Here is a 13,846-nt window from a genome sequence, read left to right on the forward strand (position 1 = left end):
CGTGCTTTGCGCGGTGGGAAATGGATTTGGCACAAGATATTGCTGATGTATGTCCTGAATTTTTGTTCAAGCTACAAACGCTGGCGCTCAAGCTCTTTATCTGTTCGTATCTTCTGCGTGACGCTGTATTTCTTATGCATCAGCCACTCTTCCACCTGTTCCTGACACGGCTTCATTCACTGGCGAAATGTAGCGATATCAGCCAGGCGCTCACTGATGAACGAAGCGGAGAGATTGTCGGGACGGTCACTTTTGCAGGAACTGTGATTTTACGAACACTATCTTCCCTGGCCTTACGTACGGGTTATCGTTTAGAGATACTGCTGTTGCTTAAGGTGTCGCAACAGAACCCGCCCTTCGGGTTTAAAATCTGTGCCATAACGCACCAGGCCAATATCTTTGAGTTCAGCGTCTATGGCATAACGCAGTTCCCCGGGGACTTCCTGCTCCAGCAGTACAACGGCGATTTTTTTCAGGCGTGGCTCATATTTGAGCAGGACGGAGGAGAGGGTTCCCATCAGTACATGCGCCGTCCCCGGCATGCCCTCGAGGATTTTGGTCATGTCAGGCAGTCCATAGTCCGGCAGGTGCGCCAATGTGCCTGCACGACAGTTAATAACGCGCTGCATATTGTCCAGTACGGAAAGTATGACCTGATTTTCTTCATTGACCTGCTGAAGGTTGAGGCCACCGGCGAAATTGCCGGTGAGCATTTCATATAAAGAAGGAGAGTTTTGGCTCTGAGGCATTATTCGTCCTTTACCGGTAGCAGCCTGATAGAGTTATTCCCGGCTTCAACCACCCGGGGGGTATCCGGATCGAGTTCTTCACGGTTTATCTTCAACTTCCATGTATTTTTCACCAGATCGGGTTGCCGGAACAATCCGGCCACGGCCACGTAATTCGCGTCCTTTTCCAATGGCATATCGAGCAGCACGTCTCCGCCCGGTTTAAGCACGACATCGCGGGTAGCCAAAAGATCAGTTCCGAGAATCTTTTCACCGTCTTTCAGTAGCTGCTGGTACACACTTTGGTCGAAGGTTTTGTTGTCTTTGAGCTGATAAATCCGCACAAGAACCGATTCAGACAGCACGTTGTTCTCACGGGCATCAGTGTTCAGTGCTTCACGAGCAGTGAAATCCAGGTGTAGTACCTTAATCTTTTTGTAGAACACGGCGTTAAATGCCGATTTGGTGCCATCCGTGATGCCCTGCGTCACCCCGCAGCCCGCCAGATTGAACACCAGCACAGGCAGTAGCCAGAACGCGACCTTAGTTAAATTTGTACGTAACACGTCGGTTTCCTTGTTGTGTTTTCGCAGGTTCCAGTCCTGTGTAGTAGCCCAACTCTATCGTAAAGCTCTGCGGGATATCGTCCGGAAGTTCATCACCTTCCACACCGAGTACGCCGTTTATCCCAAGCCAGAAAGTGCCTTCGCCCAACGGCATGAAAGCCAGCAGGCGGCTACAAATGGTCAGGGTAATTTTTGCCCTGAATCGCCAGCCCAGGTATACCCGCAGCATAACCAGCAAATCCTGATACAGCAGGCCATCCGGCCTCCAGCCCTGCGATTCCTGTTCGTTATCCGTGGAAAGAGCAATCAGCAGTTGACTGTTGGCATCCAGCACTTCGTCGCCAAGCGGCGTATTGCCATCCAGCAGAAAATCCTCATCTCCGTAAAAGCCCAGAGGCTTACTCACATCTATCGGGCGCAGACAGTAAGGGCTGACCTGCACAGTGGTATCCGGAGCCAGCAAGCTAACCAGTGCCTGTATCCCCTCCTGGGTTTTACCCGGCTGACGCAACACGCCAAGCAGAGCCAGAAAGCGTGATACTGGCGTGGCAATATGTTCAGCCGTGCCGGGAATACCCAGCCCCACCAGCCCCAGCAATGACTGTGAGATATTGTCGGTGCCACCACGTTCAAACGTGGCCGGATAAGAATACTTGCGCCAGATGCGGTAGAACTGCGTCAGAATGCGGTGGTTAAAGATATCCAGGAAACCCTGCAGCGCCTCATGTCCTTCCCGACGCTGGGCAATATCATCGAGATATGCCGTCGGCAGAGGGGAATCTACGCCGTACAATCCCATAAACGTGGCACGGATGATCGGCGGTTTGCTGTCATCGTGTTCATTGTATTCAATCGCCTTCAGCTCACTGACCGGAAAGCCCATCCCTGGATGCGGCGCAAAGCGCACCGGGTCATCTGCCGGGTGGCTGGTTGAACCCATCAACGGCTTGTCCGGATTCAGTTTCTCCAGTAGCTGGCAGAAACGATAGAAATTGATCCGGTTGAGGTCAGACTCCAGCCGCGCGGTCAGCCGGGAATACGGCGATTGTGCTTCTCTTCCCATTCCAGACGTTCTCCGGTCGGTTGCAGAATAATAATCAGGCGATTAAACAGGTAAATGTCGGTGTAGAGCGCAAAGAAGCGACTCAGCATCTCGCCGAACAGACAGATGTCGCCACGCCCGGCAAAACCGTGGCTATCCAACATCACTTCTATCTGTACACCGCGCACCAGGTAGCCCTGCTCAAAGCGCTCAGTTTCGCTGTGTTTCACATCGATGATGCTCTCCAGACGACGGCGGTTCATCTCACGGTTGGTCCACTCATACAACGCAAGGGTGCCACGCAGCACGTCGGCATTATCCATCATCGAAAGGAACCCGCTGCCGAGGTGGCTGAGTACACGCCAGTGAAACCTGTCCTGTGCCGGCGGATAACAGGGAAGCGTCGGGGCGCAAAGGTTGCGAACAGCAATGCTGACCGAGGTAGTTTTCATCACCGTGTCGAGCACGGTGCTCTGCAGCGAGCGGCGAGGCAGTTGACCATTGGTGCCGGTGAGCGTCAGAGAAAGGCTTTCATCTTCCGGGATGGTATGGTTATCAAAGGCTTCACCACCGAGAATAAGCCAGGTGTTATGCAACCCGGATGGACCACGACGCACACGGGTGTGCCAGTAATATTCCGGCGCCTCATGGCGCATCATTCCCCCCTTGTGGCGGAAGCTCGTGAAGGGGACGTAGGTATGCTGGCTGGATGACATCACCGAATCCACCGCATAAATCTCTGTGTGACCATCCTGCACACGCATCGGGCGCAACATGTATTCCGTCTGCAATCCGTCGAGTGTCAGCGGGTCTGACTCCAGCGGAAACAGGTTGATCACCGGCACACAGTTGAGACGCAAGTGCTTTTCAGTGAAGCTGAAGTCATGCTCCCAGCGCTCAGCCAGGACCACATCTATTTCAAACCAGGAGAGATCAGCCGGAAAGGTGACGGCCTCCAGCCCTCGCAGCCCGGTGAACATGAATTTCTCGCGAAAGGTGAAATACTCCAGTAGCAACTGATAGCCACTGAAACTACTCTCCCCCTTCGGCCACAGACCGTCGTCATCACCAAACCCGAGAGCGGTGAAATACCCGTCAAGTGGTCTTCTCTCTACATCACCCGACATCCGCAACCACAGACGGCCAATATTCATGGTAAAAGCTTCATGCATGGCGCAGGCCAGCGGTGTGTCAGCATTGAAGTAAAACGGGATCAGGCTGAGATCGATACGGCTCCAGTCTGCAAGTTGACTACAGTTAAAGCGCAGCGTAATCACCGACCGGCCATCAGGATCGGTTATCAGACTTGCGTGCTCAAGCGACAGCGGCTGAAGGGTGATCTCTTTGGTGGTGGTGTACCGGCAGCGGGTACCCTTTTCACCGATCGGCCGCGAGTTCACCTCGAAGCCTTTGACGATACGCATCTGCTCTTTCATTTCACGCCAGTCGGGAGTGAACTCCACCACGGACATCGACGGTATCGTGCGCAGGTAATGTGGCCACAGCAGGCTAACCAATCCTTCGGTTAGCTCCGGCAGGTCATCGTCGAGCTTCTCGCGCAGCCGCCCGATGAGGAAAGCAAAGCCCTCAAACAGGCGTTCCACATAGGGGTCACGGGCACCTGCTTTATTGAGGTTAAGCATTGCCGCCTGCTCAGGATGAGCACGGGCAAACTCTTCACCTGCTTCCAGCAGGTAACGCATTTCAGCGTCGTAATAACGCAGGGTTAAATCATCCATAATAATTTCTGCTAACTCATTGCTGAATGTTCAGTATTTAAAATTCGATAGGGTAATGAAGAGGGTGCTGTTGAAAGTGTAAATATGGATGCAAGTAATTAGCTGACTCACCACAAATTGCTGGAGGGAATACATACTCCGTTGCCATTCAAGGTATCTATCCAGGCAGTCGGAGCATGATATATACCTTTTCACTATCCAGTTCAGATATATACAAAAATGCAAAGACAACAGAACCTACGATAATACGCTCACGGACGGAATCATTTGCGATCCCGCAGCCTGAATGCTGCCAACAGCCCCCTACCGCATTCGTGAGTAATCACCTTGCCAAATAACCTATAACCATTCGCACCATCAGCAGCTACACCAATATTGGTGCCCCCCAGAACCGGGAAGTAACTTTAGCCGTATCAGTCTGTTGTAGCCGTTGAAGGTGCTCAGTTGCAGAGCACCGCAGCCCGCGCAGGATCCAATGAAATAAGCCCGGATAATAAAGTGTCCATTTCGGGCTGCAGGCGCGTTTTATCTGCTTCACTACGACCAGCTTTGCTCCGTAACAGTTTCAACCTGCGGGCTTTGACTTCGAACAGCAGCTCTGGCGTCCACTGTTCCAGCGTTAGATTACGGGCGCTGTTATCAAGCTCACTTAGCAGATGTAGTGCCATTTCGTTTTTACCATACTGTTCACTCACCCGAGCCATCAGCAGGCGTATCAACCAGCGGTCGCGTAAGGAAGTGTAGCCGGGCTGGGTCTGGAGCCAGCCGAGTGAGACATCGATGCCTTCGCTGTCTGCTTTCGCCAGGACTTCCGGCTCCAGCGTCAGCACATCATCACTACCAGCCGCCGCAGCTGACACTGATTCATCTTTCCATCCGGGCATCTCATCCAGCACGTTTTCGTTTATCCAGTTCAGGGTCACTTCATCGGCGAAGGGGGTTCCGTCACTGAAGGCCAGCGCTTCCAGACCCGGGAGACGGGCTAACAACCCCTTAAGATCACGACAAAGAATGTCTGATCGCACACAGTTATTATCCATTTTCACCAACGCGTGCCAGGCATACCACTGCATATCCAGCCACAGATGATTGACGCCCTGCGCCAGTAAAGTATCGGTATGCTCCAGCAGTTCAGACCAGCTTTTTTGGAGATACAAGCGCTTGAGATGTGCTTTGTTGTCTGGTTTGGGCGGGACCAGGCGGGTACGTCCGGCGGCATCAAGCGGAGGGAGTTCAACCAGAGTATCCCAGCGGACGCTTTTTAGCAGATGATGCCCGGCCAGCCAGCCGCCCGGTTGATCGCGAAGATATTTCGCCAGCACTCTGGCCTGATCGAGCAGATCACGCCCTGATGTTACGCCATTCATCGCGGGGGCTGACGATACCATCGACGTTACTTGAGTCGTCTCTTCACGACTGGTTTGCGGTACCAGACTATTGGCACCGCCATTCTGTACCAGGCGATTGTCCAGAACCTGATAGAGCCCCCCAAGCTCAGGGCGGGCATCTTCATCAAACGTCTGAAACGACTGTTCCGCCAGAAGCAGACCACCTGTGATGCGCTGCATAAGGGATATATCCACCTCCGGGTACAGAGAGAGGCTGTCAGTCACGCGGCTACTACCAAGCCACTCCAGAGCTGTTCTGCGGCTCCGGGCTCGACATGGGTGTAGCCTGGAACCAAACCGCTCAAGCATTGCCGCCAGAAGCTCAATTCCCTGTGCAAATCCGGGCTCACCATCCTGATGCAGACGCGCCCAGATATAGAAGGTGATAACGCGCAGATCCTTGCAGACGCTGGTCAGCAACTTTTCAGCCAGCTCGCAAATCAGGCCTGTATCAATACCGGAAAGTTTGTTGACCTCCTCACGAATGTGCTGAAAATCATCATCGTATCCAGGATCTTCTCCGGTTGGCTCACTTTCGCTAACAGGCTCCAGCCAGCGCTCCCATTCCGCACTGCGCAATTTGGCACTGCTCAGTAACGTTTTTTCATCAGCACCACAGGCGTAAAGTACGCTTTGTAATGTCGCCATTATTCTATTCCATCCATGGTTGTACTCTCTGCAGTGACCAGGGTATTTGAGGTCGCAGAAGCATTTATACTGAATATCTGGTCAGGCAGGTTAAAGTTGCGTAAGGCCAACAGCGCCAACGGACCACTGCTCAATTGCGTCCTCAATATCCACTGCAGTGTTCTACCATCAGGAGCGATAAAGCTCATCATCCACTGGCTGCGGTCAAGTTGTTGCCGTTTGCCCTGCTCCAGCCAGCGGATAAACCCCCAGGTTCCGCTGTAATCGCCAAACAGACGCGGACCAGCGTTGATAGTGGTCCAGGTCAGCATAGTCCCAGGTTTCCAGGTATCGCCCGGCCAACGGAAAGATTGCCAGTCAGCTATTTGGTTAAAATAATGCAGTTTTTGTCCATCGATAGTGAGTTGGGTTTCAACTACCTGCGGTACCGGGCGTGCCTGCAGTTCAAAACTTATTCCCTGACCACCATCAGTGAACAAAATATCCGACAACTGGCTCAACTGATTAACGGCGCTGAGAAAGGCCGGATTAAACATCAGCCCCTGGCTATGCGTATTGTCCGCTACCCACTGATTCCCCTCTTTGTGTAGTACGCCGTTGAGCTCAGTAGTCAGAAACTGGTCGATGCGACCGCTGTCCTTACGGATAAACTCGGCCAACATTGGCAGGGATACATCACTCTTGCTCATCGTAAAGGGGAAACGACCATCAAAAGCCGTATGCCAGTTAGCCACCACCGCACGACTCCAGCGATCGTTCAGACTGGCTGCTGACGGTTGCAACACCGTTTCCCATGCCTGGGCCAACGGCTGCACAAACATCGTGTTGCCAAATCCGCTCCACTCTTCCCCGAGGCTTGCTGCCATTAGGCTGCCGTACTGTTGGGTATCGGTCAGATCAATGCTTTTACCCTTAAATACGGTCTGTGCCAGCGTCTGCATCATCTCCTGAGGATCAGATGCACTCGCTACCTGCTGCAACCGCAGACGCACACGGGTGATACGGGTTAGATACGTCTGCAGACTGAGCGAGTTATCCGCAGACATTACGTTACTGTCTTTGTTTTTTCCCATTAGGGTCAGCAGCGGTCCGAAGGTCTCATCCAGCGGTCCCTGCGAACCTGCCGCACGCTGATCGATCACCGGTTTATCGTGGCTGCCAACTAACTCTTTCGCCGATTTAATAATGGAATCGGACAGCCCCTCGCGCTGCTCACCGGTCTGCCCCTGCAAGGCCAGCGTATTCATTAGAGCAATAAGCGGCGACTGCCGCACATCACTCATCAGCGTCAGTTGGTCGGTGACATCGGCAATATTGTGCGTTGGGTTAAGTTGCAGGCTGTTAAGAAAACGCAGCCAACTACCTGCAAAATCAGTGAAGTAACGTTGGGTCAGACGCGCCTTCAGCGCTTCCGGTGACAGATCTACGGAAACAGCTTTGCGACTGTCGCTCAATACCCAATCAATTTCATCGCGGCGCGAGTTCGCAGCCTTCTCGATAGCCTGCTCAATACCCCCTTCCCATGCCTGGCGAGTGAACATGCCAGGCACCACCTCATCGGTCGTAAAGAGACGGCGGGCATCGGTGCCACTGGTCATGTCTTCCAGGGAAACATCGGCAAAGTTGCGGCGTACTGATTTGAGCATGTTTTCGTACAACGTGCTTTCAGCGTTGCGGCGACCAATCTGCTGCAACAGCACCTGGCGACTCTGATTGACCAAAGATGCATCCGGGGTGATTTTCCACATGGGCTGCTGTGGTAGCTCAGTGATATAGAATGCCCACAGATCCGGGACCAGGCTTTGCCACAGACCAGTGGAGATACCAGGGCGAGTGGGTTGCACACGCCTCATAACCTCGGCGAAGAATGCACCATCCGCTTTGTCCGGGCGTGACATCATAAGCCAGGCCTTTAGCTGGTCATAACCGGGCTTCGCTAGTTGCATACGCCGATCGCTGTTTGGTGCTGAATTGGTCAGCGCTGCGAGCTTTTGTAACAAAGCGGTGCTTGCCGGGTCCCGAATCAGACGATTGTTCACTACGCCATACCACGGCAGTACTGCGTTTAGCAGTTGCTGGCTGTGATCAAGCCCAAAACGCTGATACCAGGGCGTCGCCTTATTAACATGACGTTGCAGGCGACCAGCGTCGTTTCGCAGTTCATGTAATGCCGTCAGTTGATAATCGGAAACGGAAGGATGCTCCACCAGGTAGCGCGCTTTTCCTGCCACTGACGAAATCTGCCCGTAGTTTAGTGCAAAAGAGATCAGCAGACCGACACCCCATATGCCCATCACAGCCATGATGCCCCATGCAAGCATCCGTTCCCGTGGTAGCCCGATGCGGCGACCATTTACACGGGTACAATCGTTAACCACACCCTGCCAGGTTACCGACAGGCTCAGAGCATTACGCTGCGATTCAGGGATAAAATTCTCATCAGCGAGAGTAACGATGTTCTTAGGCGAATCTGGTGATTTAGTTCCTGGCTGGCTGAACATCAGACCCCGTAACGGAATACGCTGCTGAGAGACTGACAACCACGGCATCAGTTGATGAGCCCAGCGGATGATACCGCCCTCTTTCAGGTGCTGACCCAGACGCAATAAAAAGTCGTGGTTATTGCTCTCCATGACCTGACTTACTCCCTGAGCCCGCAATTCCGGTAACAGCAGTTCAAGCTGGCGGGTAACATCGTCTGCCTGGGCGCGCAGAGGAAAATGAGCGCCCACTACCTGCTCAGTGCGCAGAGCCTGCGACCAGACGCTGTCGCACAGTTGCCACAGCCAGACCGGGGCAGAGTAACGCAACATTTCGCTGATTTTTTCCAGCCCGCGTAAATCGTTATCGCTTATCTGTGGTGTCAGGTATAGCGCCTGTGGTATCACCCGAATAATGCCATCTAGCGGACGGCTCCGGCGCAGTTTGCGCAGGGCGGCATATTTTTCGCTATCTGGTTCCGTTGTCAGGCTACCGCCGTAAATCAGAACGGTTCTATTGCCCTCCAGCCATTGGTGGGATTGCAAGCCGGGAACCAGTTGTTCAATCGCGTCTTCATCACCGGTCAACAGCAGCAAGCGGACTTTGCGGCGCCAGAACAGGCTATAGCGCAAGCGGAGGTATTTTTTCAGCGGTGCATAAACGGTTTCGCGCCCGGTTACCTTTGCTGGTTTACGCTTAGGAGATGCTAACGGGCCAACCTTGTCTTTAATCAGCAATCGAAAGACAATGAACCCCAGCATCAGCAGGCTGAGCGCAACCCCCCAGGCAATAAAACCAGCGGCAATAAGAGGGCGCAGCGTTTCCCATTGCGTTGAACGTTCAGTCGCCCACAGCCACCATGCCAGCGCGCCCAGTAATACCAGGAGAGTGGTCACAGCAATACAGACCGTTGCCGTGGCTGCCACAGAGATGACAGCAGGTTTATTGACGTTGTCCATCAGGTTTTACAATTCCAATTGCGAGGGTGTTCATCGGGTCGTGAGCAATCCAGCCACACGGTTTTTGGTAGTGCGCAGCGTAGATTGCCGACAGCGATAAAACGATCAGCGCGTCCATATCGCCGATATCACCCCAGTTGGCATCCTGCTGATACTGGCTAACGTTCCAGCCATTGTGCGACAGCTTCTCCAGACCAGACCGGGAAAACAGGAGACTGGCCTCAGGGGGTTCTTGCAGTTCGCTCTGTTCCAGCGCACGGGTGGACACACTGAGTAATGCGTCCCCTTTTTCTGCCGAAAAGGTTTCGCCGCGCGTCAGTTGCACCGGCCCGTTCCGCCCGGCCAACCACAGTACGGCAGACTCCCCGGCGGGAAGTGCTGTTTTCGAGGATGCTACGACCACCTGACACCCCGCGATTAGCATAGTGTCTTCAGATTTGGCTTGCGCGAGGTCACTCGCTATCTCAGCCAGACTGGCTTCGCCATGCCAGGGTTCAGGCCGTAATGGCAGTGCTATCGCCGGGAAAATGCGGGCCATTTGTGCGCGGAATGCCTGCCAGGCGATGTCCGATCCCTGCCAGTAGCAACGCAGTGGTGGAGTGAGTGTGTTTTCACTGCGCTGCTTTTGCCACTCGATAACCAGTAGCTCCGCCAGTCGTTTTTCACGCGCGGTAGCGTCAGTAGCGGAAATTTGGGGCAGTCTCAGCGCACTTCCGCTCCCCTCTTTTTTTTCTTCCGGATGGCGCTGTTCACGACTAAGCACACGCAGCCAGTCGGTTGAACATCTGCCCGCTGGCCCCAGCAAGACGTATTCTTTTAACCAGAACGGCTGTCGATGCTGTGCCCACCACTGCTGTTGTTCATATGCCACCAGTTGAGAGTAGAAAGCGGCGTTGTGTACGCTAACGCGGTAGTACAGCACCCGTATCAGCCAGCCTGAAGCTGCCAGCATCAGTGCTACCAGGATACCGGCAGCAACCAGTGAGCTTTTCCCTTCTGCAGATGGCAGCAGTACGCTGAAACCGCCGCTGAGTAGTACCAGTAGTGCCGCAACCGACAACCACGTGGCCGTGCGGGGCGGACGGGCCGTTCTGTATGCCGGATAGTCGGGAACAGGCCTCACTGATCAATACCGCAATCAGGAAAAGAGCTGACCAGCGTACAGCCGCAGGCACAGCGGTGGCCGTGCAGTGCTACTGGCTGACCATCGATCCTGGTGCGCAAGCTGCCTTCAGCAATAGAAGTCATGCCGTGTTTGTTGCAGCTCACCGGGTCGCCCTTGCAGGCGAATCCCTGGCCAAAGCACTGATAGTGTCCCCCTAATACTTTGCCGCCATATTCCCGCAGGCTGTCTCCTTTGCGGATGACTTTACTCATTGACATCTCCTTGCTCTGTCTCAGGTGTTTACCGTCAGAACTTGCTCAAACCAGTTGGCCGGGATCACGGCTTGCGCCCGCGCCAGTCGCTGTTCCGCCACATGCGCCTTTTGCTGAGCGACCACGACACCGGGCTCCTGAGTAAATGCCCGCAGTTGTTCCCCGCCAGGCAGTTCCGGTACGGGCTCCCGGGTCATCAGATCCAATACGTCAACCTGCAGCGATCGCGCTGCACCGGTGGCGGCCAGCCCTGCCAGCTTGCCGGTCAGGCTCTTCTGTTTGAAGCTCAGCACCACACCCGTGGTAAGGGTGGCAAAACCTACCAGATCCCCGGCAATAACTAGCGGAGAGAGGGATTTATTACATTTGTCACTGAAGTAAATCATGCGATAGCGGAAGTAGCCGGTCCACATCTCACGCGAATTGAGGGCGGCCTGCATAAACCAGGCACGCGAGTCATGTAACTGGTCGTCAAAAAACGCTCTGACCAACCCGGCGGGCTGTTCCGCATTACTGGCCTCACCGGCGGCGGGGAAGAGAATAGCCACACGGGCGTTGCCGTCCGCCTTCATACGCCGGTATTCCTGTGCTTCATCATCGGTATTGAGAACGAAAATCATCGGTTGCAGTACGGTATCCAGCACCACCTGTGCCAGGTTCTCTGGAATGCGATAGCCGTCGTTGTAATCCTTACCAAACTCCTTCGCCGCGTCAAACAGCTGGGTCTGCGCCATAACAGGGTCGAAATCCTTGACGCCAGGATAGAGCACCAGGTCATCCATTTTGTCGGCGGGCTGATCTGCAATCTGCTTCTGGCGCGCGTCGATAATCTTCTGCTGCTCTTCATCCCGCTTATTTTCTGCCGCCTTACGCGCGGCGGGCAGCGCTTCGGTATTCTTGGCGCGCTGGTAGAAGGGGGTTTTCAGCATCGACCCTCTGGCATAGCGATCAATGCGCCACGCGGTGATCCACGCCATCTGGTTTTCAACAACGGTTTCAAGACTGCCGCTGGCGCGTGGCGGATCGTATCGGGATGCTTCTTCAGGGGAGATTTCATCTGGCGTGGTCAGATTCAGGGTGAGTTCGCGCCAGGCGTTGAATCCTTGGACAAGATCTCCATGAAGCAGAAATTCTTTCAAAGAGTCTAAAGGCATAACTCGCCAGCTGTCTGCCTTCTTATCATCAGGCAAAGCTCCCATGGGTATTTTTAATGGGGCACCGGCGCAAAACGCCGAAGCATACATTTCATGCAAAACTATTTGTGAAAGCAATAACGCATCATCCTTACCGTTCGCCTTCCCTTGGTCTCCCGGTGGATAACCACCACCAATATCCGAATGCATCCCCGGATACACTACCTCAGTGGCATAGGGCGGATATTTGCCGTTAGCCCTACGTAACGAGTCCATCGGGAAACAGAGGCGTTGCTCATGGCCCGAAACCAGATGCACACATTTTTTTATCAACCCCGGATAGGTTTCATCGCTCGGCAACTCCATTGTGCCGTCCGCCCAGGACATATGCCCCTCGGCAATCGGTACCACGTGCGCCACCCCCACGGAAGCCACGGTATCCAGTAGCCCGAGAAACTCCACGCTGATGGGCAACTGCAGTGCGCCAATCTGCAGACATTGCGGGGGATTTTCGCCTTCCGCCGCTGGTGGAGGCAGCAGCTCACTCAGCCAGCGCACAAAAGTACGCGCAGCGGCTGCACCGCGGGAAAAACCGTAAACGTACAACTTGATACCTAACAGCTTAGGCTTGCCCGGCTCCGGTTGCGTCAGCATTGGCTTCAGCGGGAGGGCTAACTCATTCAATAAGCGGCTAAACTCTTCGTAGCGGTTGTGGCTGCCGCCGAACCATAGTCGGTTCCAGCTGGTACCCATTTTGCCTATAGATTTACGGCTGGCCCCTTCTGACAGCTTTATACTGTTTTTTTTCGGGTCTTTACTCACACGCATAAGCACATCAATAATGCGCAGTAGTGCCCAGTTAATACGTTCTTCGCCTTTCGTTGCCCCCACCAACCCCATGGTGGAATAGTCCAGGTCGTTCACTTCCGGAAAAGGCGTGCCCACACCAGGAATATAAAATTTAAAGTATTTCCCGCCGCTGTCGCTTGCCTCATCCAGCGATACCCTCTTTTGATCAGGGACTCCACCGGCTGTGCCATCACCGATCGTCGCGCGAAACAACCGCGCGATATTGGTCGGATGCTTCGGAGGGGGAGACAGGATCAGGTCATTGTTCAGGTTATTACCCGTACCGTCGAAAAACAGACTGATATGCAGCGTCTTACAGCACGGCGGTTCCACACGTCGTCCGGCTGCGAGGCACAACTCCTGGCGGTAGAGTCGCTCGGCGCTGTTCTGCTGATAGCCGCTCTGCCCGACCTGCAGCGCCTGCGTCGGCAGACGTCCCTGCGCCGGAAAGGGCGGTGGAGCCCAGGCTAAGTCGGTTTCCTTTACCTCGCACATATTTTTGGCTCCTTCATCCTGATGGGCTCTTTAATCGGGTAGGACGGGCTACCGTAGGTGTAGCAACTGGTGGTCACCTTCACGTCATCACAGGGCAAAAAGTGCACGGTGATGCCGCAAACATCCTGGCCGTTATAGTCGGGAAGCGGGACGATTTTGCTGTGCTGACGATTCTGAGCGCTCATCTTTTTCTCCCAAGCTTTATATTTTTCGTAATCAGCAAAACCTGGAAAACCTTCAGTGGATGCCTCTCCGCTTTCCCAGTCAATACGCACCGTCATACCCGGCCTCCAGCGGGCGGGCACACTGTAGCAACAGCCTCCGCCGCCGCCCTGAAACGGACCAATGATGTCGATACCCGACTGGTTATCCACGCTGAAGTGGTTAATCGCCCATCGGGTGTGATTGATGGCGTCAATGGTGCCGCCTCCACCGCCGCCT

The 13,846-nt window shown here is 54.2% G+C and carries 10 protein-coding genes; all 10 read right to left on the reverse strand.

Annotated elements, in window-relative coordinates; translation table 11 throughout:
* Nucleotides 1–311: 311 nt before the first annotated feature.
* The gene (gene tssE, locus E0L21_RS08895; RefSeq protein WP_131408637.1) at nucleotides 312–749 is read right to left on the reverse strand and encodes a type VI secretion system baseplate subunit TssE; all 438 of its coding nucleotides are present in this window, start codon (nucleotides 747–749) and stop codon (nucleotides 312–314) included.
* Nucleotides 749–1,294, reverse strand: coding sequence for a type VI secretion system lipoprotein TssJ (tssJ, locus tag E0L21_RS08900; RefSeq protein WP_131408640.1), 546 nt, complete (start codon nucleotides 1,292–1,294; stop codon nucleotides 749–751). The genes tssE and tssJ overlap by 1 nt, the downstream gene beginning before the upstream one ends.
* Nucleotides 1,272–2,357, reverse strand: coding sequence for a type VI secretion system baseplate subunit TssG (gene tssG / locus E0L21_RS08905; protein WP_131408642.1), 1,086 nt, complete (start codon nucleotides 2,355–2,357; stop codon nucleotides 1,272–1,274). Before tssG ends, tssJ begins: the two co-directional genes overlap by 23 nt.
* Complete coding sequence (gene tssF, locus E0L21_RS08910) at nucleotides 2,321–4,075, reverse strand: type VI secretion system baseplate subunit TssF (protein ID WP_131408644.1); 1,755 nt, start codon at nucleotides 4,073–4,075, stop codon at nucleotides 2,321–2,323. Before tssF ends, tssG begins: the two co-directional genes overlap by 37 nt.
* 440 nt (nucleotides 4,076–4,515) lie before the next feature.
* Complete coding sequence (gene tssA, locus E0L21_RS08915) at nucleotides 4,516–6,111, reverse strand: type VI secretion system protein TssA (protein ID WP_131408646.1); 1,596 nt, start codon at nucleotides 6,109–6,111, stop codon at nucleotides 4,516–4,518.
* Nucleotides 6,111–9,551, reverse strand: a complete 3,441-nt coding sequence (locus E0L21_RS08920) for an ImcF-related family protein (protein WP_131408648.1) — start codon at nucleotides 9,549–9,551, stop codon at nucleotides 6,111–6,113. Before E0L21_RS08920 ends, tssA begins: the two co-directional genes overlap by 1 nt.
* The gene (locus E0L21_RS08925; RefSeq protein WP_131408650.1) at nucleotides 9,535–10,674 is read right to left on the reverse strand and encodes a hypothetical protein; all 1,140 of its coding nucleotides are present in this window, start codon (nucleotides 10,672–10,674) and stop codon (nucleotides 9,535–9,537) included. The genes E0L21_RS08920 and E0L21_RS08925 overlap by 17 nt, the downstream gene beginning before the upstream one ends.
* Nucleotides 10,671–10,928, reverse strand: a complete 258-nt coding sequence (locus E0L21_RS08930) for a PAAR domain-containing protein (RefSeq protein ID WP_131408652.1) — start codon at nucleotides 10,926–10,928, stop codon at nucleotides 10,671–10,673. The genes E0L21_RS08925 and E0L21_RS08930 overlap by 4 nt, the downstream gene beginning before the upstream one ends.
* 20 nt (nucleotides 10,929–10,948) lie before the next feature.
* Nucleotides 10,949–13,405, reverse strand: a complete 2,457-nt coding sequence (locus E0L21_RS08935; RefSeq protein WP_131408654.1) for a T6SS phospholipase effector Tle1-like catalytic domain-containing protein — start codon at nucleotides 13,403–13,405, stop codon at nucleotides 10,949–10,951.
* Nucleotides 13,393–13,846: DUF3304 domain-containing protein (locus E0L21_RS08940; protein WP_131408656.1), on the reverse strand; the 454-nt coding region annotated here is incomplete at its 5' end. The genes E0L21_RS08940 and E0L21_RS08935, both read right to left, overlap by 13 nt.

This window comes from Kosakonia quasisacchari (assembly GCF_004331415.1).
GTDB lineage: Bacteria > Pseudomonadota > Gammaproteobacteria > Enterobacterales > Enterobacteriaceae > Kosakonia > Kosakonia quasisacchari.

What these genes read in the sequence shown, in the direction of transcription:
- tssG (WP_131408642.1), bottom strand. Translation starts at nt 2,357, where the DNA reads ATGGGAAGAGAAGCACAATCGCCGTATTCCCGGCTGACCGCGCGGCTG.
- E0L21_RS08935 (WP_131408654.1), bottom strand. Translation starts at nt 13,405, where the DNA reads ATGTGCGAGGTAAAGGAAACCGACTTAGCCTGGGCTCCACCGCCCTTT.
- E0L21_RS08920 (WP_131408648.1), bottom strand. Translation starts at nt 9,551, where the DNA reads ATGGACAACGTCAATAAACCTGCTGTCATCTCTGTGGCAGCCACGGCA.
- tssF (WP_131408644.1), bottom strand. Translation starts at nt 4,075, where the DNA reads ATGGATGATTTAACCCTGCGTTATTACGACGCTGAAATGCGTTACCTG.
- tssA (WP_131408646.1), bottom strand. Translation starts at nt 6,111, where the DNA reads ATGGCGACATTACAAAGCGTACTTTACGCCTGTGGTGCTGATGAAAAA.
- tssE (WP_131408637.1), bottom strand. Translation starts at nt 749, where the DNA reads ATGCCTCAGAGCCAAAACTCTCCTTCTTTATATGAAATGCTCACCGGC.
- E0L21_RS08930 (WP_131408652.1), bottom strand. Translation starts at nt 10,928, where the DNA reads ATGAGTAAAGTCATCCGCAAAGGAGACAGCCTGCGGGAATATGGCGGC.